A 24,018-nucleotide genomic window follows, 5' to 3' on the forward strand; every position below is an offset into this window, starting at 1 on the left:
CCATTGCTTCAGCTGTCGCCCCACGGGCGTCCTTCTGAAGCAAGTAGAGTATACTTCGGTCAATGTCGTCCAAGTCCCGTCCCATGTCTCAAAGATGAGCGTGGGAGGCACTAACAACTTTTCCCCGACACTGATGCGCAGTGGGACCGACTTCTGAGAGATAGAACTGTATCTACCGGAGTGATGAATGCATCCTCTGATTGACCGCTCAGAGTGATCGGTCGATGTTGTGACTGAGACAGGCGATGGTGAGTTCACGGAACTGCTTCCACCAGCGTCGTGAGCGGACGAACGCACCGTACTTCCGCTTGAGCGTTGAGTTAACCGTCTCTGATTGACTCCGCTGGCCGTAGAGATCAGTGTCTAAGCGCGCGTTCCATGCCCGGTGGAGTGGCGTGAACTCACGGTGCTTGATGATTGGACGAACCTCGTGTTGCCGGGCAAGTCGCCTGATTTTCTGGTCGTCGTAGGCCTTGTCACCGAGCAGAATGTCAATATCCTCGGGGTTGCGCTTGATCAACGACGGAGCAATCTGGCTATCGTGTTTCCGAGTCGCCGTCACGTGTAAATCGAGAATCGCGTTTACCTTCGCATCGACCAGCAACGTCACCTTGAGCTGCTGAATTGTGAGTTCAGCACGTTTCGTGTAGTGTTTCGAGGCGTGACTGCGGTCAAATCCTGACGCATCAACGCCAACAACTCCGCTCGTCGGAAGTAGCGTCGCTGAGAGGGTCAATATAACACGCCATACAGCCATATCAAGCCGGTCGAACGCCTTACAAAGCGTTGATGGCGTAGGAAGTTCGGTTAGCCCGAGAACACGACGGATGCGCGGCATCTCGATCAGCTCGTCAAGCAGGCCACGGTAGGTCGTGTTCTTCCGGACTTTGAGACACAGCAGAACGACGTGCTGGGGAAGTGTATAGCGGTGTTTGGAGAATTTCGAGGAGTATCGAGAGACAGCTCGACGCGCCAGATAGATCGCTTTCTCAGTAAAACGGAGAATCTGCAACTTCGGGAGGGCATTCATCTCGTCGAATTACAAGCCGAAGATGTAACTCTCTGAGGATTTCAACAAAGCCAAACTGATAGCTTTCTGCGCCTGATCGCTCAGTATAGGAACTCACGTACCGCTTCGCTGGCTGAACTACCCAACTCCAGTTAAGAACGCTGTGCGAGATACAGATTGTGGATTCAGCACGTGGGCGTCTGCAATAAGAGGACAGTTCCCGGTTTTCAGTCTAGTGCTACGTCCCTGTCGCCTGCAGTTGGTGATGGTTCCAGACACGGATCGATCAACTCAGCCGGCAACTGTGAGCCCAGCGCAGTAAGCGTAATCTGATTCTGCTGTGAGTTCCACGTGAGAAGTCCCGCCTCCTCCACTTTCGGGAGGTGCTTGTGGTAAAGTTTGATCATCATCGCGTCGGATTCCTCCTCAGCGGAGCCACTCTCCCGCTTGAGAAGTTGTTGTACCACGTCTTCAATTTGCGTCACTTGAACGGTTTTGAGGTATCGGAGCAAATCACGTCTATCGCTATTGGCCAGCGCAGCATAGATCGTACTCCATTCCGTGCGGTCTACGGTTAACATTTCATAGGAGTACGATACAATCTCTGCTAACTCTTTGCCTGTTATATAAGTCCATATAAGTACCGCTGCTTGATAAGAACGCTTTACGACGGATTCATTAACACCTCTTTTAACACTTTGTTGGTCCCTCGTCGAAGATTTTCTGAGGCGGTCTGTTGGGTAATACCGAGTTTGTTCCCTACCTGTTCGAGTGTTGTTCGACGAGGGACTTCGAAGTATCCATCTCTGACAGCTTGAAAGAGCGTTTCTTGTTGTGAGTCAGTCAACTCGAATCCCGAGGGGTCTCCTCTGTCTGTCACTGTGTTCACGCGGTTCAATTTGATTGAAATGTTCTGTTGCCGACAGAACTTATTAAAATCGGCGAATTCAGCGTGAGAGTCGAACCGTATCCGAAAGAACCACTCTTTTTTCCCACGGGCTTCGAGAATAGTTGCGTCTGTCTCGGCTATCCCGTCAATAAGACTTTCCGCCTCGTCTTCCCAATCAATGCGATACAGAGCGCTCCCGTTTGTTTGGTCCAACCGCGTGAGGTCTATGACCTGCTCACTGGAGCGGAGCGAAGCCTCGAACTGATCAAGCTCATCCCCATGTATCCAGACGTACGGTATTAACCGTCGAGACGCCGGGACAACGCGCTCCATCTCGATGTGGGCGACGGGGTCACGGGCAAGTACTTCACCGAGGAGAAACTCATCGCCATCGATAGTGAACTCCACAACAATGCTCATACCCGACCTATCGGTGTCACGTAGTATGAATACTCGTTAGGCGACCCCGACGTGGACAGTTGTGAGACACGCGCCCCGTATCTTGCGTGCCGTTCAGAACCTCTCTTTGAACTGGCAGGCCAACCAGTAACGATGATTTTACGGAGACAACAAGATCGAAAGGGCAGACCGGGTGACGTCCGGTTAGTCGTCGCCCTGCGCGTCAACGATCACGACTTCGCCGTCCTCGACGGAGACGTTGATGAGCGTCTTCACGTTGTAGTCGGTCTGGTCGAGCTCGTTGTCGCCCGCCTTCTTGATCACGGCGACGACGTCGACGACATCGGCGCCGACCTCGATCGTCAGCGCGTCTAAGATCGCCTTCATCGTGCCGCCCGTCGAGAGCACGTCGTCGAGGACGAGCACGCGGTCGCCCTCCTCGACGTCGTTGATGTACATCTCCGACTCGGAGTAGCCGGTCTCCTGGAACAGCGGGACCTCGCCGTCGAGGCCGTACTGGCGCTTGCGGATGACGACCAGTGGGATGTCCGTCATCAGCGAGAGCGCGGTGGAGATGTGGATCCCCATCGCCGCGGGGGTGACGATCTTGTCGACGTTCTCCAGCTCGGCCTTCCGGATGATCCGGATGACGATCTCCCGGAGGAGTTCCGGTTTGAGCATGGGAACCCCGTCGCTGATCGGGTGGACGAAGTACTGGTACTCGCCTTTCTCGATGATCGGCGCGTCGAGGAGCGACTGCCGCAACTGGTCCATGTCGACGGTACTCGGGCGGATTAATAAAGCGTGGCGGTTACGTCGCCCGGTGCGGACCGATACCACGCAGCGGTCGGATGCGTGTGCTGTCACGGCTCGTCTCGAAACGACAAGGGATCGGGTGCGGCTACCGCCAAAGCCCCAGCCGCGAGGGCGGTGCACGCTCGCTGCGCGCTTCAGTCGCTCACGACGTTCGCTCCCTCCAGTGCTTACGTCGTCATCAGAACGCGAAGCGTTCTGATTGGCTCACGAGAGCTCCGCTCTCGTGAACGCCTGCGCCGCTCTCGCGGCTGCCCCTTTGAGTCCCGCCCCGCACCGCCCGGCACCGCAGCCTCACGCCTCCCCAGCCTCGCCGCTCGCGCCTTATAAAGGCGCTCGCGGGCTCCCTCGCACGCGCTCCTCGCGCCCAGAGGGCGCTCGGAGGCGCGCGCCACCACACCCCTATCTTTCTTCGAGGAGAGGATCCCGCCGTTTACGGCGGGAGTGAATCCGACAAGTCCTCTACAGACCACGTTCTGACGCTGATGCGGATATTTATGTAGCGTCACGTCGTAGCATGACGTACACCGAGGCGGTTTCACCGCCACCTAAATGCACAATATCGGGACTCCGAGAATCAGAACGTTCGAGACACCCTCTCGAACCGCTGTGGTGTCTCGGTCAAGATAACTCCGAGTCCCCCCTGCCGGGGGATAGGAGTAACGGCGGTGTGGCCCCGTCCTCAGAAATCTTCGATTTCTGATGGGCTGCACGAGAACAGTGTTCTCGTGAACGCCATCGGCTCGTCATGCCGACGAGTCGTCAACCAGCAAATATCCCAACCCAGCGGTGCGGTACCGTGGGAAGCCCCGTCGTTTACGACGGGGAGGAGGTCACGCCGATCCGGTCCGCACCAGCGCCTACTCGAAGTCGGGCTCCCGCTTCTCTAGGAACGCCGCCATCCCCTCGCGCTGGTCGTGCGTGCCGAACAGGCCGGACCACGCCCGACGCTCTAAGGCGAGCCCGCCCGCCTGGGTCCCGTCGCGGGCAGCGTTGAGCGCCTCCTTCGCCGCGCGCATCGCGAACGCGGGCTTCGCGGCCAACTCCTGTGACAACGCCTCGATCCGATCGTCGAACGCGTCGTCGTCGACGACCTCGCCGACGAGACCGATCTCTGCGGCCTCCGTCGCGTCGATCCGCTCGCCGAGGAAGACGAGCCGCCGCGCGGTCTCGTCGCCGACCAGCCGCGAGAGCCGCTGGGTCCCGCCCCAGCCGGGGATGAGCCCGAGGTCGATCTCGGTCTGTCCGATCACGGCGCGGTCGGCGGCGACGCGGAGGTCGCAGGCCAGTGCGAGCTCACACCCCCCGCCAAACGCGTACCCGTCGATCGCGGCGACCGTCGGCGCCGGGAACGACTCTATCGCGTGCGCGACGCGGTGGCCCAGTTCGGCGTACGCCTGCGCCTCCGGCGTCGACAGCTCGACCATGTACGAGATGTCCGCGCCCGCGACGAACGCCTCGTCGCCGGCGCCGGCCAACACGAGCGCGCGGGCGCCAGCCGCCTCGGCCTCCGCGAGCGCCGCCTCGATCGCTTCGAGCGTGTCGACGGTGAGCGCGTTGAGCTGGTCCGGCCGGTCCACGGTGATCGTCGCGACGTCGCTGTCGTCGTCAACGTCGAGTCTGATCGTGTCCCACGTCATACGGGCCCGTCTCGCGGCGGGGTGAAAACCGTTCGCCAGCCGGGGGTCGAGCGGGGGTCGAGGAGCAAGGGGCGTTCAGGGTCTCGCAGCGACCGCGTTCAGATTTGCTCTCGCGCGTCGATCTCGGTGTAGATGTACCACGCGACGCTGTAGGCGCCCATAAACAGCAGGTAGCCGACCACGAGCCCGACGAGCTGGCGGGAGCCGAGCCCGTCCGGCAGTGTCCGCGAGAGGAGCGCCAGCGCCACGCCGAACACGACGAGCGAGAACAGGCCCGAGAGGGCGTACACGCCCAGATCGGAGGTGAGACGTTCGCGCACGGACCCACCAACGGCGTCACCTTATAAACGCCCGTCGGTCGCGGCGAGACGGGGCGGGCGGTGCCCGTTCGGGCGCGACCGTCCGGACGCCCCGTTGCCCGGATTGCAACCCATATATGCCCTCGGCTACACGGTTGGGTATGAACGGGAATCGGTTCGGTCGGCTCTTCCAGGTGACGACGTACGGCGAGAGCCACGGCGACGCGATGGGCGTGACGGTCTCGGGCGTCCCCGCCGGCGTCGAACTCGACGAAGCGGCGATCCAGGCGCAGCTCGACCGGCGCAAGCCGGGACAGTCGATGATCACGACCTCTCGGGGCGAACCCGACGAGGTCGTCGTCAACTCCGGCGTGCAGGACGGGTACACCACCGGCACGCCGATCGGCATGGTGATCCAGAACAAGGACGCGCGCTCGGGGAAGTACGAGCCGTACGTCACCGCGCCGCGCCCTTCGCACGGCGATTACACCTACTCCGCGAAGTTCGGCACGCGCAACTGGGGCGGCGGCGGGCGCTCCTCCGCGCGCGAGACTGTGAACTGGGTCGCCGCCGGCGCGGTCGCCGAGCAGGTGCTCGACGCCTCCGAGTACGACGTGGAGATCAAAGCCCACGTCAACCAGATCGGCGACGTCGAGGCCGACGACGTGAGCTTCGAGCAGCTGCTGGAGCGCAGCGAGGAGAACGACGTGCGCTGTGCCGACCCCGAGGCGGCCGCCGAGATGCAGGAGCTGATCGAGGAGTACCAAGCACAGGGCGACTCCATCGGCGGCTCCATCTACTTCGAGTGCCGCGGCGTCCCGCGCGGGCTCGGCGCGCCCCGGTTCGACAGCTTCCCCGCCCGGCTCGGGCAGGCGATGTTCTCGATCCCGGCGACGACCGGCGTCGAGTACGGGCTCGGACGGGACGCGACCGGCGTCGCCGGCAGCGAGCGCAACGAGGACTGGACGTTCGACGACGGCGAGTCGTTCGACCACGTCGAAAGCGAGGAGGGCGACCCGGTCCCCGTCGGCAACGACCACGGCGGGCTGCAGGGCGGGATCACGACCGGCGAACCCATCTACGGCGAAGCGACGTGGCACGCGCCCACCTCGATCCCCAAAAAGCAGCGCTCCGCCGACTGGGAGACGGGCGAGGAGAAGGACGTGCAGGTCGTCGGCCGACACGACCCCGTCCTCCCGCCGCGGGCCGTCCCCGTCGTCGAGGCGATGCTGTACTGCACCGTCCTCGACTTCATGCTGCTCGCCGGCCGGATCAACCCCGACCGCGTCGACGCCAACTCGGGGCAGTACGACACCGACTACCACCCGAGCAGTCCGGATAACGAGTAGCGGACGAAGGCTCGGATTGGAGAAACTCGACGCTATGAGAACTTGACGGCTCTTTCGCCGCGTTATCGCGTCTCGTTCAACAGTTCGATGCCGCGCTCGATCACCGCGTCGGTAACGAACAGACTCGTCTCTCGTTGAAGCGCTCGCATGCTTGACGCCGCCTCGTCAACGTTGAGGTACCCACGGGCGTGGGCGAGAGCGATGACGCCGACCGACTCGTGTACGTCGACTCCGGCGCCCGATGCCGATTTCCGAGCTGCGAGGTCGTCGGTCAACAGAGTGAGATCACGCTCCGTCGCGACCGCTATCGCCGCACTCTCACCGGCGTCTAACTCGTCTGTCTCTCTTGGTTTACCGTCGACTTCGACGAGTTCGTACGAGATGTCGACCAGTCCGCTCGGAACGCCGCCCGCCTCGATCTCGGCGTACACCGTCTCCGGAACGAGGAGTTCGTCGAACGCCGAAAGGAGTTCGAGTGAGTCGATCTCTCCGAGATGAATGAGCGGCCCGGAATCCGAAACGGCCGCGAGCGTCACGCGTTTAAGCCCCAGTCGATGTCTTCCTCCACGATCTGCTGTTCCCGGCCTGCGCGTTCGACTTTCGTCCGGCCGACGTACTCGATCGCCTCCTCGCGATCGATTTCCCCGCTGAGATATCGTTTTAAAACGAGATCCTCCCACAGGGCTTCGAGTCCCTGCTCAAGGGCGCGTTCGAAGACCTCTGATTCCGGGAGATCAGTCGCCTCCGCGATCTCTCGAACGCGGTCAGATAGTTCTGCGGCCATAATTGAATATTACCCGGCAACGGTGTTAAATGCATGTTCCGCGCTGGGGGCGCGTGTCGGTTCGAAACAGCAGAAACACAGATTGTCGCGACTCTCACTCCCCCGGCGACCACTCGCAGGCGTCGCCCGCGGTGAGCTCGTTCTCGTCGATATGCGTCGCGAGGCAGGCGTAGTTACAGAAGTAGGCCGGCGAGCCGCAGTCGTCGTCGCAGTCGCGCACGCAGATCGCGTCGTGTTCGAAGATCCGCGAGCCGCAGTAGGCGCACGGCTGGTCGGCGTCGGGCGTGGAAATAGTCGTGGACATGTCCGCAAGAAGGGCGTGCCGGGTTGAAAAGGCGTCGACACGGCGAACCTGGATGCGACGAGGGAGTCGCCCGGCGCCGCGGTCACCGCTCGAACGCGCTCCGGAGGTCCCGGCCATACGCGCCGACGGCGACCCCGAGCGTCGCGAGCGCGCCGACCGGGATCACGGCGAGCCACCCGGACGTGGTCCCGACGCCGAACCGGGTCGCGACGCCGACGGAGACCCACAGGCTCGCGGCCGCCGCGAGCGCGAGGAGTCCGCCGGTGACGCGTCGGTCCTCACGCCCGAGTGCGGCTCCCGCCGTCGCGCTGGCCGCCGCGAGCAGGTGAAAGCCGATCGCGAGCGGCCACGCCTGGATCGACGCCGGGAGCGACCAGAACGAACGCGGCTGGTCGAGGAAGTACGTCCACACCGGGTAGCCGCCGCTGCCGAGGCCGGGCCCCGCCGTGCTGAGAAAGCCCCAGAGACTCACGAGCGTGAGGGTATCACCGGGGATCACCGCCATCGGGACCGCGAGGAGGGCGACGACGAGGACCCAGCCGATCCGACGGGAGACGCGGCCGCTGGAATCGGCGGTGTCGACGCGGTCGACAGGGTCGACAGAGTCGTCCCGCCCCGGTCGACGCTCGCTCGTCGCCTCCGACTCCCGCCCCTCAAACATGTCCTCGACTCGGGGGCCCGCGGGTAAGTATCGACCGGAGGCGACCTCGCGTCCGGAGACGCATAACGTTCTTTGAGGCGGGGGTCGCTTACTCCGGTATGCAAGTCACCGTCGTCGGAAGCGGTTACGTCGGAACGACCCTCGCGGCCTGCCTCGCGGACGCGGGTCACGACGTGACCGCCGTCGACATCGATTCGGACGTGGTCGCGGCGATCAACGACGGGCACGCGGCCATCCACGAGCCCGGCCTCGACGACCTGCTGGCCGAACACGTCGGGGATCGGCTCCGCGCCACGACCGAGTACGAGAGCGTTCCGGACGCCGACGTGACGTTCCTGGCGATCGGCACACCGTCGAACGATGACGGGAGCATCGACCTCGGGGGCCTCACCGCGGCCGCGGAGATGACCGGCGAGGCGCTGGCGGGGGCTGGCGACGTCGCTTCGTCCCCGAACCCCGATGACCGCCACCTCGTCGTCGTCAAGAGCACGATCACGCCGCCGGGCGTCGCGCAGGTCCGCGAGGCCCTGCTTGCGGGCGCGGGCGACGCGGCCGACCGCGTCGAACTCGCGACCAACCCGGAGTTCCTCCGAGAGGGCTCCGCAGTCGACGACTTCCAGCACCCGGACAAGCTCGTCTTCGGGACCGAGTCCGAGTGGGCGACGGAGGCGTTAGAAAGTCTTTATGAGCCGTTGGTCGCTGCGACCGACTCGGACGTGCCGGTGATCCGGACCGACCCCGAGACGGCCGTGATGATCAAGTACGCCAACAACGCGTTCCTCGCCGCGAAGATCTCGCTGGTGAACGATCTGGGAAATATCTGCAAGCAGTTCGGGATCGACGCCTACGAGGTGATGGACGCAATCGGACTCGACGACCGAATCGGGGCGAAATTCCTGCGCTCGGGGGTGGGGTGGGGCGGGAGTTGTTTTCCCAAAGATGTCGATGCAATTAGGGCGGCAGCCCGCAAAGCGGGGTACGAGCCCGCGCTCCTCGACGCCGCGGTCGCGGTGAACGACGGCCAGCCGGAGCGCATGCTCGAGCTGCTCGATTCGCACGTCGACGTCGCGGGCGAGCGCGTCGCGGTGCTCGGGCTCGCTTTTAAACCGGGCACCGACGACATCCGGAACTCGCGGGCGATTCCGATCATCGAGGGGCTGCAGGCGCGGGGCGCCGAGGTCGTGGGCTACGACCCCGTCGCGACCGACAACATGCGCGAGCGGTTCACCGACATCGCGTACGCGGACTCAGCGGCCGCCGCGCTGGAGGGCGCGAGCGCGACGCTCGTCGTCACCGACTGGGACGAGTTCGCGGCGCTCGACGACGCCTTCGACGCGATGAACGATGCGGCGACGGGGGATCCGGTCGTGATCGACGGCCGCCGAATCATCGAGCGGCGCGACGGCCTGACGTACGAGGGGCTCACCTGGTAGTGCCGGCGACTGCCGACGCCGGAGCGGGTGACAGACAGTTCGATTCGGCTCCGCGGAGACGCCTGATCGGTGTTCGATGCGGATACTGTGCAGTGTGTGGCACACAGCTATACGACGACCGGACGCACTGTGGTCCTCCTACACGCAAACTCCGGGGTTTCCGAACAGAAGTGAGACGGGTCACTCCCCCGTCCTTCCCTCTGCGGACGCGACGTTCGTGACCTCGAGGCCGCCCGAGAGTTTCGTGTTGGGATACGGGATGTCGATGCCCTCGGCGTCGAAACGGTGCTTGACCGCTTCGGCGAACTGCGAACGGACCGCCGGATAGCTGCTTTCCGACGGGTCGATCCAGACGCGTCCCGAGAGAATGACCGCCGAGTCGCCCAGTTCCGCGAGGGGAGCGGTCGGCTTCGGAACATCGAGGACCCCGTCAATACGCGCGCCCTCCTCGACGATGACGGTCCGCGCTCGGGTGATATCTTCGTCGTATTCGACGCCGAACCCGACCGACACCCGGCGTCGATCGTTCGTGACGTTGTTGATAACCGTCGCGTTAGCGAGGTCGCTGTTCGGCACCGTCATCAGTTGATTGTCAAGCGTGTCGAGTTTCGTTACCCGGAGGTGGATCTCGCGGACCACGCCGTCGTTCCCGTTCCATTCGATCCAATCGCCGACCGTGAACGTCTTTTCCTTGATGACGAACACGCCGGCGACGAAGTTCGCGATGAGGTCCTGTGCGGCGAAGCCGATCGCGAGCGTGAGCGCCCCTCCCAGAGTCGCGAACGCGGCGAGAACGGTCCCGAATCCGGCAATCGCTGCGGCCAGGGCAGCTGCGAAGATGGTCATCACCCCGACAGTCATACTCGCAGCGAACCCGACGAGCGTCTCGTCGAACTCCCGACGTTTGAGGCTGCTTTCGACCGTTCGAGTGACGACAGAGCGGCCGAGTCGGTACACGACGAGAAACACGATGACGAATAGTAGCGTCTTCACAATCGCGCTCGTGAGTGCCGGAATATACTGCTGTAGGTCAACTGAGACCCCTTGTTGTATCAGTACCATCCCCACGGTCCGGTGGTGTCGAGGACACTCTGTTATTTACCCGTTGACCGGCCGCTTTGGTGAGCGTACGTGGTGCTCGGCGCGACTCACACCGACTCGTGATCGGCTTCGAGATCTCCTGTAGTATCGCAGCCAGAAAGCGCATCGTACTATACGTTATTAGAATGTTATTCGGTCGGAAAACAGCGTCCTCTGCGGCGGTGCGCAGTACGTGTCTCGGGCTCAGCCAACATCTCTGATTCGGATCACTTACCAAAGCAAACGAATTTCTAGCGAAGTATGAACTGAATTGAACGATGTTTAGTATTTTTTATGTGAACTGGCGTATTATGCCGCGTGCGAGAAACTACCACGTTTGAACGCGAATCGAACCGTCCCGGGAGCCGCACCGCTGCGGTGGCCGGAGCGATCCTCGCAGTGCTTGGAGCGCTCGCGGTGATCGCTCCGTTTGGGACGGGACGTTCGCTGTCCGTTTTACTCGGTGTTGTCCTCGTTGCCGGCGCGATTATTCTCGCTGCCGGTGCGATTGCACACGTACTACACGCCCTCTCTGTGGCAACGCTCAGAGAGACGGTCGGCCAGAGAACACTTGCCGTCCGCTACGCCGTCACCGGAACAGTCTGTACCGCGAACGCGGTTGCACACCGCCCAGCGGAGTCAAGGATGAAGTCGCCGCTCAGTACAGTCCGCCCCGATCGTCTCACGGAGGACCCCCGACCATGAGCCAACAACTCCCTGAAGAGTGGTTTCTCACGGACACGCGGGTCAACGCGGCGATCGCGTGGGTGCTCGTCGGCGCGCTGGTCGTCGTCGCGATAACCGCGTTGCTGGAGTTCTCGCTCGGCCGGATGGCGCTGGCTGCCGTTGCGGCGTTCGTCGCCGTCACCCCAGCGCTCGTCGAGAGAACGTGGACCCGAACGGTTCCGTGGCCGTTGTTACTGATCTGTGCGATTCCCCTCTCGACGGGAGCGCTCGGGGTCAGCTTCCTCGCCGATGTCATCACCGGTCTCAGCATCGCCGCGCTGGGGATGCTCGTGGTCGTTGCGTTCCAGTCGACGGGATCGGTGCGGATGACGCCGAACTTCGCCGTGTTCTTCGTCGTGTTCGCCACGATGGCGTCTGCAGGCCTCTGGGCGATTCTGGCGGCGGGGTCGGCCTACTATTTCGAGACGGCCTTCATCGAAACGAACGACGAGCTGATGATGATTTTCAACGCCGCGGCACTGGCGGCGTTCGTCGCCGGCGGCGTCTTTCGGCTGTACTTCCAGCGACAGCTCAAGACAAACCTCGACCACGTCGGCGGCGAAGGGGTGAGCGCGCGATGAGCATTCGGACCCGCATGCAGGTCTCTCATGGCACGCAAGTGGGAATCGTCAGAGTTCTCCAGGTGCTGTTAATCGCCATTCTCGGGTTCGGACTGTACACCGGCAACGTCGTGATCGCGTTCGACGCCGCGATCGGGCTCTTCATCACACAGTTGCCGGCGCTCTTAGAGCGTCGGTACCAGATCGTCATGGACGTGTGGCTCGTCATCTGGATCACGACGGCGGTGTTCTTACACGCGTTCGGGACGGTGCCGCTCCCCGGACTCGACTTCGAGAGTCTGTACGGCGCGACGTGGTGGTGGGACCATCTGACCCACGCGCTGTCCTCGTCGATCGTCGTCGCATCGGGCTACGCGGCGACGCGGGCCCTCCAAGAACACACCGAACACATCCAGCTGGGCCCGAAGTTCATGTTCGCGTACCTGCTGATCTTCGTATTGGCCTTCGGCGTCCTCTGGGAGCTCCTTGAGTTTTATATCGCCGTGGGCGCGGACCTGTTCGGCATCCCCCAAGTGCTCACGCAGTACGGCCTCGATGACACCGTTCTCGACCTCATGTACAACAGCATCGGCGGCATGCTCGTCGCCGTCTTCGGGACGCGACACCTGGTCGGGATCTCCGATCAACTGGGCGATCGACTCGAGTCGCGGTCGGCAAACCGCTGACGCTTGTGGTCAGGGCGCGTCCCAGATCTGCCTTCAGCATCTCGGTGTTGCCATCAGGGCCGCCCCGAGTCGCGTGGGATGAACGCCGAAGCGACGAGTGTGAGCAACGCGAAGAAGACGAGGAGCAGCAACGTTGCCCGGTGTGCGCCGATCATGGCCGCCTCGAAGACGCCGTCGAGCAGTTCACGTTCGGCGGGGGCCAGCCGATCCAAGAACGCTTGCTGGGTCGACGCGGTCGCCGTCTCGGAGGCCCGTTGCAGTGCGCGTGCGAGTTCGTCGCGCCGCGCCACCGACACCGCGACACCGCCCGCCCGGAGCACGCCGTCTACCACCCCCCGATAGAACTGCCCAAGTAAAAAGGCTCCAACGACGGCCGTGCCCAACGCGTATCCGAGCATCCCGACCGCGTTCATTACGCCCGACGCCTCTGAGGAATCCGTCTGGGGGACGGCCGATAACGTCGTGTTGACGAGCTGCGGCATGAGCAGTCCGACGCCGACGCCGACGACCGCCATCGGCACCGCCATGCTCATCGCGGTCTGTTCCGGCGCGGTTCGCTCGAACAACAGCAGGAGCCCGAGACCCACGAGCGCGACGCCGACCTGGATGAGCGTCTTCGGCGAGACGTAGTTTCTCCAGCCGGTCGTGAACGTCGAGACGAGCAGCGTCCCGACTGAGAACGGGAGCATCGCGACCCCGGCCCCGAACGCGGTGTACCCGAGTCCCGACTGGAGGTACACCGGGACGACGAAGATGAACCCGGCCATGACGAGCGACCGGGCGCCGAACGTGAGCGAGCCCGCGGTGAACGCGCGGTTCCTCAGTATCCGCATCGGGACGAGAGGTGAGCCGCCGACCCGTTCCAGCCGGAGTTCATACTGGGCGAACGCGGCGAACGCGAGTAACCCCACTCCGATCAACCAGACCGCCGGCGACGTGCCGAAGGGGGTGAACGGGACACCGAAGACGACGAACGGCCGCGTCGCGACCAGCCACCCGAACTTACCGGCTAGGAGGAAGCCGACGACGAGCGACGTCGCGCCGACCACGGAGAGGGCGGTCCCGCCCAGATCGAGGGAGCCGCGCTCCTGTCCCAGCGGGGCTGCGCTCACGTAGCGAACGAACACGAGCGCGACGGCGACGACGACCGCCTCGAGGGCGAATCCCCACCGCCAGCTGGCGAAGGTCGTGAGCGCGCCGCCGAGTATCGGTCCGACCGCGGCGCCCGTCGCGTTCACGCCCGCGAGTAGCCCGAGCGCCTTCGCCCGGTCCGTTCCCTCGTAGGTGACCACGAGTACGGTAAAGGTAAGCGGCATGAGCACGGCCGACGCGGCGCCCTCGATGACGGACCAGCCGACGTACAGCACTGCGGGGCTCCAGCTGACGGCCGCGAGCAACGTCCCGGCGGCGTAGACGACGAGCGTGACCTGCATCAGTCGCCGGACGCCGTAGATCGACGGGAGCTTGCTCCCGGGGAGCATCAACGCCGCCATCACGAGCGAGTAGATCGCGATCGCGCCTTGGACGACGGGGACGGTGGTGTCGAGATCCGAGACGATCGCGGGGACGGCGACGTTCATCAGCGTCGAATCGATGACGGCGATAAACATCGCCAAGCTCACAGCGATAGCCGGGCCCCAGTACGCCAGTGCGCCCTCCCGTCGTTCCGGTGCGTCGGCGTCGCGTCCGAGCGCTCCCTCTTCGGCAGTCATCGCGAGGCTCCAAACGCGACCGGTCGATCCGGGTGTCTCCTCGGCGTTTTCATAGTCACCGCCCGTGGTCCGGCACGCTCACCGCGACTGATGGCGTGCGAGTAACGTACCGAGACGAATCGCCCGCCGGGCGTCCCGAAGACGGCTAAGCGGGGTCTGTCGGAGAAGGGAAACAACGCGTGTCGCATGTGGTAGCGGGGGATCACTCGTGCATTCGTTTCAGACGGCAACGGTGGTCGCTGGGGAACCCGGCGTTGCCGGGGAAAAGCCGTCAGCGGCTTATCCGGTGACTTCCTCGGCGGCGAAGGTCTCGCGCAGGTGGTCCTCGTCGTCGGGACTGAGGTTGGTCTCGATGATTTCGAACGCGTACTCGAAGTCCGACAGCTCCTGTTTGATGCGCTCTGCGTTGCCTTCTCGGGCCAGCAGGAAGAGCGCGGAGTTCCCGGGTTCGATCGCGTCCCGCGTCTCCTTGATAAAGTCGTCGTCGATGCCGATGTCGCCGAGCTTTCCCGTAATTGCGCCCATCGTCGAGCCGGCCAACAGGCCGAGCCACGGCGCGAAAAACAACAGCCCGATCAACATGCCCCAGAAGGCGCCGCCGAGCGCTCCCGCGCCCACGAGGCTGTGGGCTTGTTTGACTTTTGCGCGCCCTTTCTCATTGCGGACGACCACCGCGGCGTCCTCGAGTTTGACCAGCTCCCGCTTTTGTAACTCGTACATTCTATCGCGCATCGCCTCTGCACCGCCTATATCGCCGAATCTGAGCACAACCAGTGAACTCATACATCTATTAGCATGTGGGATATATTAGTTAATTAGTATCAATCAAACAAAATAGCAGCTTAACTCGGCGTACACTGTGTAATAAGTCGTATTTGACCATTTCTCATTGGGTTTAGGTTGTCGGTATATTGCCACATAGAACCGGGTTGTGAACAGAACAACACGAGATAATTATTACTTTTGAAACAAAACTACGGGTATGTTCGTCGGGCACAGTCTCGCGGCGTTCGCCGTCGGAGCGCTGGTCGCGAGACGCTTCGGTGTCAGCCGAGACCGGGCGCTCCAGCTCGGCGCGTTCGCTGCGCTGTTCGCGTTCGTGCCTGACGTGGATATCGTGTACGCTCCGGTCGGGTTAGCCCTTGGGTCCGTTCAGGCGATCGACCCGAACGCGTTCTGGAACACGGCGAACATCGTCCATCGAGGCCCGACGCACTCGCTCCTCTTCGGAGGCGTTCTCGCGGTCGCCGTTGCGCTCGTCGCCACGGATCGACGAGTGGGGCACGTTGCCGGCGCGGGTGTCGTTGCGGGGCTGATCGCCGTTGCCGATGTGACCGGTGGCGGTGTCGTCGCGGGAATCACCGCGGTGTACGCTGTCGCCGGCGTGGTGGTCGCGCTGGTCGCCCGGCAACGCGGCGTCTCAGCGGTAGGGGTGCTGGCTGTCGCGTCTATCGGGTTGCTCTCGCATCCGTTCGGGGACCTCGTTACCGGCAGCCCGCCGCTGTTTTTGTATCCGTTCGATGCGACGCTGGTGAGCCACCGGATTACCCTGCACCCCGATCCGACACTGCACCTGCTCGCGGCGTTCCTCATCGAGATCGGAACCGTTTGGCTGGGAATATGGACGTACGCTCGCTCGCACGGCGTTCCGCTCCGCCGAGTAGTTCACCCGCGGGCGGGGTTCGGGACGGGGTACGCAGGGGCTGTCTTCGTTATTCCGCCGCCGACGATCCACAACGCAGCAGCGTTCGTGTTCAGCGTCCTCGCGCTGAGTGTGATCGGCGCCGGGATTTCGTCTCACCCGTTTACGAGACCGATCGATACGCTGGGAACCGTTGGGACCGGGACGGCGATAATGACCCTCGCGGCGATCGGGTACGGCGTCGCGTACGTGCTCTTTTAAGACGCCGGCCGCCGGGTGTTCTCGCCCCGAGACCGAGTCAGGAGTCTAACTCGAAGCGGACAGTACGCAGTCGTCGCCGACGTGTGAATTAATTAATAAATACATCGTAAGGGCTTAAAAAATACTACATTATTAATAGTGTTGGATATCTACTGGCGTTTTGGGATGAGCACTGACGACCACAGCCACGATACGGAACAGAGCGGTCACGAACATCACGAAGTCGAGGGGCCGGGGTATCCGACGCCGGCCGCGATGCGGACCGAGAGCGGTCGCGAGGAGACGGCGTACGTGATGGCACCGCGAGTAGGCATGGAACAGGAGGGGCCGGACATGATCGGCGTCGTCGACCTCGACCCCACGTCGGACACCTACAGCGAACTGATCGACACGGTCGAGATGCCCAACAAGGGCGACGAGCTCCACCACTTCGGCTGGAACGCCTGTTCGTCGTCGTGTCACGCCGAGGGCCTCTCTCGACAGTATCTGGTCGTTCCGGGCCAGCGTTCCTCGCGCATTCACATCGTCGACGCCGAGGACCCGCGCGAGCCCGAGATGGTGAAAGTGATCGAACCGGAGGAGGTGTTCGAACACGACCTGTCCGCGCCGCACACGGTCCACTGCGTCCCCGGCGGAAAGATCGTCATCAGCATGCTCGGCGACGCGAACGGCGAGCTTCCCGGCGGGTTCCTACAGTTGGACCAGGACGACTTCAGCATCGACGGCCACTGGGAGGCCGACCGCGGCGAGATGGAGATGAACTACGACTACTGGTACCAGCCCCGCCACGACGTCATGGTCTCCACCGAGTGGGCGGCGCCGAACACCTACTACCCGGGGTTCGACCTCGACGACGTCGAGGCGGGCAAGTACGGCGACAGCATCCACATCTGGTCGTGGGACGACCGCGAGCACATCCAGACGCTCGAGTTCGGCGAACAAGGGCAGATCCCGCTCGAGGTTCGGATGAGCCACAACCCCGAGGAACGGCAGGGGTACATCGGCGCCGCGCTCTCCTCGAACATCATCCGCTTTTACGAGACGTCCGACGGCACGTGGGACTGGGACGTCGTCATCGACGAGGACCCGCGCGAACACGAGGACTGGGACATGCCGGTGCCGCCGCTCGTCACGGACATCCTGCTGTCGCTAGATGACCAGTATCTGTTCTTCGCGAACTGGCTCCACGGCGACGTTCGGATGTACGACGTGAGCGACGCGGGCGATCCGCGGCTGGTCGATCAGGTGTGGGCCGGCGGCCTCTTCGGCGACCGCCAGACGATACAGGGCGAGGAGATCCGCGGCTCGCCGCAGATGCTCCAGCTCTCCCGGGACGGCAAACGGCTCTACTGGACGACGTCGCTGTTCTCGTCGTGGGACAACCAGTTCTTCCCGGACATCGCCGAGGAGGGGTCGCTGATGCTCAAAGCCGACGTCTACCCCGACGAGGGGCGGTTGGAACTTGACGAGGAGTTCCTCGTCGACTTCGGTGACGCCCCCGGCGGACCCGCACGCGCACACGAGATCCGCTGGCCGGGCGGCGACTGCACGAGCGACGTCTGGCAGTGATTCACCGTGACGGACGCGACACCCTACGCCGTCGAACTCGTCCGCTCGGACGGGCGGACCGAGACGCTTCGAGTCGAGGCCGGTGAGACGATCGTCGACGCGGCGGACCGGGCCGACGTGGCCGTTCCGTACGGCTGTCTGTACGGGGCGTGTGGCACCTGCATCGCGGAGGTACTCGACGGCGACGTGTGCCATCAGGCGCCGCCGCGGGGGCTGAAACCGTCTGCCCTCAATGACGGGTACGTCCTCCCCTGCGTCGCCGCGCCCGAGTCCGACTGCCGACTGCGCGTCGGCCACGGGATCCAAGCCGAGGTCGTCGGGACGCCTTGGAAGTAAGGTTCTCCCCGGCGACGGACGCCTCTCGGAACGAACTGGAGGACGCAGAACGCGTCTCTCGCCGGTGAGTTCGACGAGTCGTTCAACGAGCTGTTTAGCAAGTCATTCGATTTATATATCTCGGCCGAAACGTGAGCCCATGGCGGCCCTCCACGCTCTCCGTCCGGCAGTCGGCGGCATCGTTCGCAACCCGATCCTCCTGCTCGTCACGGCGCTGTACGGGCTCGTACAGGTCCCGAGCTTCCTCGTGCCCTCAGCGCAGCCGATTCTGGCGGCGCTCGTCTCGCTCGCCACGTTCGGCGTCTTCCTCCTCGCCCTCCCCTTCTTCCAGGGCGGACTGCTCGGGATGGCGAGCGAGGCGATCGCGGGACGGACCGGAGTCGGCACGCTCGTCGCCGAGGGGAGAGACAACTACCTGGCGCTGTTGCTCGCGTACCTCGTGCTGCTCGCGATCAACTTCGCCTTCGGGTTCGTCGCGTTCATCGGCGGGCTGATCGTCGTCATCGGCGGCGTAGCGTCCATGCCTACGGGCTCGCCGGGCGCCCCCGCAGCCGGTATCGACCCGACGCTGCTCGCTCTCCTCGCGGTCGTCGTGGGCGGCCTGGTCCTCGTGTACCTCCTCGTCACCTTCTTCATCCAGTTCTACGCCCACGCGATCGTCCTCGACGACGCGGAGCTCATCGACGGGTTCCGGCGCAGCGTCGGACTCGTCCGGTCGAACCCCGTGAGCGTCGTCGGCTACACGCTGATCCTCCTCGCCGGGAGCGTCGTCCTCGGGACGCTGGGCGCGACCGCGTCGATCGTCCTCGGCCCGCAGTCCGCGGGGGCGGCCGCGACGCCGCTCGCCGACCTCGCGTCGGTCGACCCGACGCTTCCCCTGCTCGTCGTCGCCGGGGTCGGGTACCTCCTCCTGACGGGGGCGTTCGCCGCGTTTTACGCGACGTACTCGGTCGCGTTCTACGAGTCGACTCGGCCAGAAGCCAGCCCGTCTGACGGCCGCGACCGCCACCCCTAATCCGTCGTAGCCCCTCGGATCGGTATGAACACGCAGGACGGCGGCCACTACGACGCCGCGGTCGACGCGCTGGCGGCCAGGGAGTACGAGACGGCGGGGAACCGGTACACCCGCGGCGGCCGCCGCGTGCTCGCAGACCCGCGGCCGGGACTCGACCCCTTCGCGCCCGACGAGAAGGGCTGGATCGGCCAGGGACTCCGACACCTGCTCGCGGCCGCGGTGGCGTACCGCGTCGCCGGCGCGGACCCGCGGGCCACCCAGCGCGCCGTCGAGGGGATCGCCGCGACGCGCGACTTCCAGCGGGCCCTCGATGCGCCCGGGCAGGGCGCCTGTCTCGCGGAGTTCGTCGCCGACTTCCGGGTCGCCGGCGGGCTCGACGGCGCCGAGACGGCGTACGACGACGCCGCGGAGCGCTACGCGAGCGTCGGCGGCGAAATCGACTCGCCGCAGGCGCTCGCGACGACGCCGCTGTTCGGCGCCGCGGCCGCGACGATCAAGCAGGTCGCTCGCGGGCAGGCGAACGGCGAGATCGCGATCAAGTGGGAGGACCTCCACGGGTCGGACCCCTCGCAGGCTGGCGACTTCCTCGCGCACCGCGCCCGATTTAAAAAGCAGCGGTTCGGGGGGCTCGTCGAGAAGGCGGTCGCGGACGGCCATCTTGCGGCGCCGCGCGGGACGACGGAGTACGGCAACGAGACCAACCGGTGCCCGAACTGCGGGTCGAGCGACGTCAACTGGGCCGGCACCCAAGTCCTCTGTATGCGGTGTTCGACGCCGACCGAGACGGTCTGATCAGGCGGACAGGAGGCTCTCGCCGTCGAAGTCGCCGTCGTGCTCGACGTCCATCAGGTCGAGGATCGTCGGAGTCACGTCGAAGAGGTTCGACCCCTCGACCTCGAGGTCGGAGTCGGTCGAGTACAGAAGCGAGTTCTCGAACTTGTGCATCCCGTTGCGGGGCCCCTCGGTGAAGACGGCCTCCTTGCCGCCGAAGCCGGACTTCAGGTCGAAGCCGTCCGCGGGGATGACCACGAGGTCGGGCGCGATCTCGTCGTGGGCGCCGTCGAAGGCGTCCTCGCCGTCCACGATCCGCTTGCACACCTGTCGGCCGTCGGGGCCGGTGAGCGATTCGAGGTCGGAGCGGAGCTCGTCGCGGACCGCCTCGTACTCGGATTCGGGGACGACGCCCTCCGGCTCGCGGCCCTCCAGATTGAGGTAAAAACGGCCGGGAATGAGCGAGTACGCCCGGGTCTCGTCGTCGATGTCGGCGAGCGAGTCGTGGTCGTCGCCGTCGTACGAGAGCCATCCCTCGTCGGCGAGGAACTGGTTGCAGTTCGCCTCCCACACTAACTCGGTGAAGCCGTGGTCGGAGGCGACGATGAGGGTCGTGTCGTCGTCGAGCGAATCGCGGATCTCGCCGATGTACCCGTCGAGCGTCCGGTAGAACTCGAGGAACTCCTCGGCGTACTCGCCGTCGTTTGCGTAGTCGCCGAACAGGAAGTGGTTGACCCGGTCAGTGCTCATGAAGACGCCGAAGAAGAGGTCCCAGTCGTCCTGATCCAGGTAGTGAGTGAACACGTCGTAGCGGGCGTCGAGCGTCGCGTGCGCGTTCTCGACGAAGTCGGTCTTGTCGTCGTCGTGGCCGAGCTTCGCGTTCACGTCGATCCGGTAGTCGCGGTCTTCGAGGACCTGCCGGACCGCGTCGTCGCTCGCGGCCGCGTCGAGCGAAGGCGAGAGGAACCCGGAGACCTGTCGCTGGATCCGGCTCGACGGCGGGAACGTGACGGGGACGTTGAGGACGGTCGCGTCGCGGCCGTCGTCGGTGACGCGGTCCCACAGCCGCGTCGCCGACACGTGTTTGCCCATCGGAACGTACGTCTCGTAGGAGTCGATCTCGCGGTCCTGGAAGCCGTATACGCCGGTCTCGCCGGGGTTCACGCCCGTCGTGAGGCTCGGCCAGCACGCGCTCGACTCGGGCGGGACGATGCTCTCCAGTCGCCCCGCCGAGCCCGTCTCGGCGATGTCGGTCAGGTTCTCGAAGACGTCGGGGTGATCCTGCACGAGGTCATACGGTACGCCGTCGATGCCGAGGAAGACCACGCGCTCGTCGTCGTCGCCGCGTAGCCGGTCGAACAGTCCCATGCGCGGAGAGTGACCTCGAGCCGACAAATTCCTTGTGTTCTGGCGAGTGACGCCGCTATCTGCGGGTCCTGACAAGCCGTGCCGATTCAGAAGGCCTATTCCCCTCGGCGGAGACATATCCGGCGTATGACCGACGATTTCCCGGCGAGCGTCGACGTCGACTACGCCGACGGCGAGGGCGAGGATCCGGCGGACTACCCGTCGCTACAGCACAAAATCGAGAAGGCGATCGAGGTCACGCGGCAGGGGCTCGAACAGTACGACAACCCGGCCGTGATGTGGACGGGCGGGAAGGACTCCACGCTGACGCTGTACTTCATCAACCAGGTGGCCGAGGAGTTCGGCTACGAGAAGCCGACCGCCGTCTTCATCGACCACTTCCAGCACTTCGACGACATCACCGACTTCGTGGAGCGCTGGGCCGACGAGTGGGAGATCGACCTCGTGTACGCCCGCAACGACGACGTGGGCGCGTACGTCGAGGAACACGGCCTCGAACCGGGCGACGACATCCCGGTCGCGGAGCTGGGCGAGCAGAACCAACACCACATCCGCGACATTCTGGAGTTCGAGGAGGACACGTTCCCGTTCCTGCTCGACACCTACGTCGGGAACCACCTCCTGAAGACGGTCGCGCTCAACAACGCCTTAGAGGAGTACGACATCGACGGCGTGATTTCGGGGGTGCGGTGGGACGAACAAGAGGCCCGCGCCGACGAGACGTTCTTCTCGCCGCGTCACGATCCCGACCTGTTCCCGCCGCACGACCGCATTCAGCCCATCCTGCAGTTCGCCGAGGCCGACGTGTGGGACGCCTTCTGGAACTACGTCGTCCCCGACACCGTCGAGGCGTTCCCCGATGAGGGGTACATCCCGCAGTCCGACGACGACCTCCCCGAGGGCGTCTCACAGGAGGACGTGCCGATCTCGCCGAAGTACTTCGCCGGGTTCCGCTCGCTCGGTAGCGAGGTCAGTACCGAGAAGACGACCGAGGAGCCCGCGTGGCTCCAGGACCTCGAGGACACGACCGAGCGCGCCGGCCGCGCCCAGGACAAGGAAGACCTGATGGAGCGCCTGCGCGACCTCGGCTACATGTAACGCGGGCCGTCGAGCGCTTCGGTTTGATTTTGTTCTACGCTCCCCGCCGCCGCTCTGCTCGGCCGTCCTGCCCTCACCGCCCGCGGTCGTCGGACAGCTCGCCGACCGACACGGTGAAGCCGACGTCGCGGAGCCGGTCCGCGAGCGGGAGTCCGATCCCCGACGCCGGCGTCAACACGCCGCCGTCGAGCGGCGAGTCGACGTCGCCGGTCGCCAGACACGTCGCCGCCTCGCCGAGCATCCGCGCGGTCGCCCCGTACCCGGGGTCCCGATCGGCGCCGAACTCGACCTCGACGGTGAACGGGCCGTCCGCGGCCATCCCTCGCCCGAGCACGCGAATCAGGAAGTGTCCGGCTTCGGTCTCCGCTCTCGTCGGTCCCTCGCCGGGCTCCGGGAAGACGTGCCGGCGGAGCGCCGAGCGCAGCGGTCCGACGGACATGGCAGCCGTGAACGCGCCGAGCCCGCCGGCGACGAGGCCGGCGGTGACCGCTCCGGTGAGCCCGTCTCCGGTCGGCACGACTTCCGTGCATCGGAACTCGCGTCCCCACGGGTACTCGAGGAGGGCGTTGCTCCGTCGCACCACCCGCTCGTTCACCGCCGCCATCGGCGAGGGCGCCGTCCACGCCGAGCGCAGGGAGTCCTTCCGCGGGCGCCGCTGCTCGCCGGGGTCGACGCCGCTCCGCTCGCCGGGGGGCGCCAGCGAGTAGGGGTTCCGGAGGGTCTGCCGGGCCAGCGGGTCGGCGTCGGCCGCGTCGAACAGCTCGCCGAAGCTCGCGAGGGTGCCGCCGCTGACGCTCCCGCTCCCGTCTTCGAGGTAGATCCGGACCGTCTGACAGGACGCGTCGAACGTCTCCGCCGCGAACGACTGGGCGAGGAGCGTTCCGAGGTCCGCGGGCACGGAGTCGAACCCGCAGCTGTGGACGATCCGCGCGTCGGCGTCGACCGCCGCCTCGTGGTATCGGTCGACGATCTCGCGCACCCAGTTTATCTCGCCGGTGAGGTCACAGTAGTCCGTGCCGGCCTCGACGCAGGCCTCCACCAGCGGCGTGCCGTACGTCGTGTACGGGCCGACGGTCGTGCAGACGACCCGGGTGTCCCGAGCGATGGCCCGCAGGCTCTCGGAGTCGGTCGCGTCGCCCACGACGACGGGCACGTCGTCCCACGCGTCGCTGCGGGCGGTGAGGTCGTTGACCACCTCGTCGAGTCGATCGGGGCTCCGGCCGCCGACGGCCAGCGAGAGGTCGTCAGGGGCGTACCGTTCGGTCAGGTACTCGGCCACGAAGCGTCCGGCGACGCCCGTCGCGCCCCACACCACGATATCGTGTGTTCTGTCGGCGTCGGTCATGCTCGTGTCACTACGCGGGCGATGTGGTAAACTGGCGGGGTTCAGCGCGGCTCCCGTCGGTCCGTGGATCCACCGCTCCCCGCTAGGTGGGACCTACACCTCTTCAGAGGCGTCCTCGGAGTAGGGCTCACACACGAGTTCGACGCCCTCTTCGAAGCCGATCTGGGGCTCCCAGCCGGTCGCCTCGTGGAACGTCGAGTAATCGGCCATCGTGTCGTGGACGTAGCCGTCGAAGGGGCACTCGATACTCGGGATCGATATCGGTGTCG

25 protein-coding genes and 1 pseudogene are annotated in these 24,018 nt (G+C 64.7%); 10 read left to right on the forward strand and 16 right to left on the reverse strand.

The window, feature by feature from the left end; genetic code table 11:
- Positions 1-208 precede the first annotated feature (208 nt).
- From ACNS88_RS15810 to ACNS88_RS15835, 6 genes are all read right to left on the reverse strand, one after another.
- Positions 209-1,030, reverse strand: coding sequence for an IS5 family transposase (locus tag ACNS88_RS15810; protein WP_435099664.1), 822 nt, complete (start codon positions 1,028-1,030; stop codon positions 209-211).
- A gap of 206 nt (positions 1,031-1,236) precedes the next feature.
- On the reverse strand, positions 1,237-1,590 hold the full coding sequence (locus ACNS88_RS15815) for a DUF7344 domain-containing protein (RefSeq protein WP_435099666.1): 354 nt from the start codon (positions 1,588-1,590) through the stop codon (positions 1,237-1,239).
- A gap of 83 nt (positions 1,591-1,673) precedes the next feature.
- Positions 1,674-2,318: a helix-turn-helix domain-containing protein gene (locus ACNS88_RS15820; RefSeq protein ID WP_435099668.1), complete on the reverse strand. Its 645-nt coding sequence runs from the start codon at positions 2,316-2,318 to the stop codon at positions 1,674-1,676.
- A 183-nt stretch (positions 2,319-2,501) separates the two neighbouring features.
- Complete coding sequence (hpt, locus tag ACNS88_RS15825) at positions 2,502-3,071, reverse strand: hypoxanthine/guanine phosphoribosyltransferase (RefSeq protein ID WP_435099671.1); 570 nt, start codon at positions 3,069-3,071, stop codon at positions 2,502-2,504.
- Positions 3,072-3,970: 899 nt separating this feature from the next.
- Positions 3,971-4,750, reverse strand: coding sequence for an enoyl-CoA hydratase/isomerase family protein (locus tag ACNS88_RS15830; RefSeq protein ID WP_435099674.1), 780 nt, complete (start codon positions 4,748-4,750; stop codon positions 3,971-3,973).
- 98 nt (positions 4,751-4,848) lie between these two features.
- Positions 4,849-5,070, reverse strand: a complete 222-nt coding sequence (locus ACNS88_RS15835) for a hypothetical protein (protein WP_435099677.1) — start codon at positions 5,068-5,070, stop codon at positions 4,849-4,851.
- A 140-nt stretch (positions 5,071-5,210) separates the two neighbouring features.
- Between ACNS88_RS15835 and aroC the strand changes: the two genes are divergently transcribed.
- On the forward strand, positions 5,211-6,398 hold the full coding sequence (aroC, locus tag ACNS88_RS15840) for a chorismate synthase (RefSeq protein WP_435099680.1): 1,188 nt from the start codon (positions 5,211-5,213) through the stop codon (positions 6,396-6,398).
- Between the two features lie 62 nt (positions 6,399-6,460).
- Here the strand turns inward: aroC and ACNS88_RS15845 are convergent, their stop codons facing one another.
- The 4 genes from ACNS88_RS15845 to ACNS88_RS15860 all read right to left on the reverse strand — a co-directional run bounded on the left by ACNS88_RS15845 (position 6,461) and on the right by ACNS88_RS15860 (position 8,147).
- The gene (locus ACNS88_RS15845; protein ID WP_435099683.1) at positions 6,461-6,934 is read right to left on the reverse strand and encodes a PIN domain-containing protein; all 474 of its coding nucleotides are present in this window, start codon (positions 6,932-6,934) and stop codon (positions 6,461-6,463) included.
- Entirely contained in the window at positions 6,931-7,182 is a 252-nt protein-coding gene (locus tag ACNS88_RS15850; protein ID WP_435099686.1) for a hypothetical protein, read from the reverse strand. The genes ACNS88_RS15845 and ACNS88_RS15850 overlap by 4 nt, the downstream gene beginning before the upstream one ends.
- A 94-nt stretch (positions 7,183-7,276) precedes the next feature.
- Positions 7,277-7,486, reverse strand: coding sequence for a hypothetical protein (locus tag ACNS88_RS15855; RefSeq protein WP_435099693.1), 210 nt, complete (start codon positions 7,484-7,486; stop codon positions 7,277-7,279).
- Between the two features lie 82 nt (positions 7,487-7,568).
- The gene (locus ACNS88_RS15860) at positions 7,569-8,147 is read right to left on the reverse strand and encodes a TIGR04206 family protein (protein WP_435099696.1); all 579 of its coding nucleotides are present in this window, start codon (positions 8,145-8,147) and stop codon (positions 7,569-7,571) included.
- A gap of 98 nt (positions 8,148-8,245) precedes the next feature.
- Here ACNS88_RS15860 and aglM point away from each other — a divergent pair, with 98 nt between their 5' ends.
- Positions 8,246-9,580 carry a UDP-glucose 6-dehydrogenase AglM gene (gene aglM / locus ACNS88_RS15865; RefSeq protein WP_435099699.1) on the forward strand — a complete coding sequence of 445 codons (1,335 nt, stop codon included), beginning with the start codon at positions 8,246-8,248 and terminating at the stop codon, positions 9,578-9,580.
- A 180-nt stretch (positions 9,581-9,760) separates the two neighbouring features.
- Here aglM and ACNS88_RS15870 read toward each other — a convergent pair whose 3' ends face one another.
- Positions 9,761-10,642, reverse strand: a complete 882-nt coding sequence (locus ACNS88_RS15870) for a mechanosensitive ion channel family protein (protein WP_435099702.1) — start codon at positions 10,640-10,642, stop codon at positions 9,761-9,763.
- A 719-nt stretch (positions 10,643-11,361) separates the two neighbouring features.
- Between ACNS88_RS15870 and ACNS88_RS15875 the strand changes: the two genes are divergently transcribed.
- Positions 11,362-11,967, forward strand: coding sequence for a hypothetical protein (locus tag ACNS88_RS15875; RefSeq protein WP_435099705.1), 606 nt, complete (start codon positions 11,362-11,364; stop codon positions 11,965-11,967).
- Positions 11,964-12,632: a DUF2238 domain-containing protein gene (locus tag ACNS88_RS15880; protein WP_435099708.1), complete on the forward strand. Its 669-nt coding sequence runs from the start codon at positions 11,964-11,966 to the stop codon at positions 12,630-12,632. The genes ACNS88_RS15875 and ACNS88_RS15880 overlap by 4 nt, the downstream gene beginning before the upstream one ends.
- Positions 12,633-12,685: 53 nt before the next feature.
- Here the strand turns inward: ACNS88_RS15880 and ACNS88_RS15885 are convergent, their stop codons facing one another.
- A complete protein-coding gene (locus tag ACNS88_RS15885; RefSeq protein ID WP_435099711.1) occupies positions 12,686-14,344 on the reverse strand; it encodes an MFS transporter in 1,659 nt (552 codons plus the stop codon).
- 279 nt (positions 14,345-14,623) lie between these two features.
- The gene (locus ACNS88_RS15890; protein ID WP_435099714.1) at positions 14,624-15,076 is read right to left on the reverse strand and encodes a DUF1269 domain-containing protein; all 453 of its coding nucleotides are present in this window, start codon (positions 15,074-15,076) and stop codon (positions 14,624-14,626) included.
- Between the two features lie 250 nt (positions 15,077-15,326).
- On the opposite strand from ACNS88_RS15890, the gene ACNS88_RS15895 reads away from it, so the two are divergent.
- The 5 genes from ACNS88_RS15895 to ACNS88_RS15915 all read left to right on the forward strand — a co-directional run bounded on the left by ACNS88_RS15895 (position 15,327) and on the right by ACNS88_RS15915 (position 19,959).
- Positions 15,327-16,247 carry a metal-dependent hydrolase gene (locus ACNS88_RS15895; RefSeq protein WP_435099717.1) on the forward strand — a complete coding sequence of 307 codons (921 nt, stop codon included), beginning with the start codon at positions 15,327-15,329 and terminating at the stop codon, positions 16,245-16,247.
- Positions 16,248-16,412: 165 nt separating this feature from the next.
- Positions 16,413-17,816, forward strand: a complete 1,404-nt coding sequence (locus ACNS88_RS15900; RefSeq protein WP_435099720.1) for a selenium-binding protein SBP56-related protein — start codon at positions 16,413-16,415, stop codon at positions 17,814-17,816.
- Between the two features lie 6 nt (positions 17,817-17,822).
- A complete protein-coding gene (locus ACNS88_RS15905) occupies positions 17,823-18,152 on the forward strand; it encodes a 2Fe-2S iron-sulfur cluster-binding protein (RefSeq protein ID WP_435099723.1) in 330 nt (109 codons plus the stop codon).
- Positions 18,153-18,291: 139 nt separating this feature from the next.
- Entirely contained in the window at positions 18,292-19,167 is an 876-nt protein-coding gene (locus tag ACNS88_RS15910; protein WP_435099726.1) for a DUF7847 domain-containing protein, read from the forward strand.
- A 24-nt stretch (positions 19,168-19,191) separates the two neighbouring features.
- On the forward strand, positions 19,192-19,959 hold the full coding sequence (locus ACNS88_RS15915) for a hypothetical protein (protein WP_435099729.1): 768 nt from the start codon (positions 19,192-19,194) through the stop codon (positions 19,957-19,959).
- Here the strand turns inward: ACNS88_RS15915 and ACNS88_RS15920 are convergent, their stop codons facing one another.
- The gene (locus ACNS88_RS15920; RefSeq protein ID WP_435099732.1) at positions 19,960-21,306 is read right to left on the reverse strand and encodes an alkaline phosphatase family protein; all 1,347 of its coding nucleotides are present in this window, start codon (positions 21,304-21,306) and stop codon (positions 19,960-19,962) included. It abuts the gene before it with no gap.
- A gap of 126 nt (positions 21,307-21,432) precedes the next feature.
- On the opposite strand from ACNS88_RS15920, the gene ACNS88_RS15925 reads away from it, so the two are divergent.
- Positions 21,433-22,404 (forward strand): phosphoadenosine phosphosulfate reductase family protein, encoded by a 972-nt coding sequence (locus ACNS88_RS15925; RefSeq protein ID WP_435099735.1) that lies wholly within the window; start codon positions 21,433-21,435, stop codon positions 22,402-22,404.
- A 73-nt stretch (positions 22,405-22,477) separates the two neighbouring features.
- Here the strand turns inward: ACNS88_RS15925 and ACNS88_RS15930 are convergent, their stop codons facing one another.
- The gene (locus ACNS88_RS15930; RefSeq protein ID WP_435099738.1) at positions 22,478-23,749 is read right to left on the reverse strand and encodes a saccharopine dehydrogenase family protein; all 1,272 of its coding nucleotides are present in this window, start codon (positions 23,747-23,749) and stop codon (positions 22,478-22,480) included.
- Positions 23,750-23,842: 93 nt separating this feature from the next.
- Positions 23,843-24,017 (reverse strand): annotated as a pseudogene (locus tag ACNS88_RS15935) (NAD-dependent epimerase/dehydratase family protein); the annotation flags it as partial.
- Position 24,018 lies beyond the last annotated feature (1 nt).

This window comes from Halorubrum shenae (assembly GCF_051194165.1).
Classification (GTDB): domain Archaea; phylum Halobacteriota; class Halobacteria; order Halobacteriales; family Haloferacaceae; genus Halorubrum.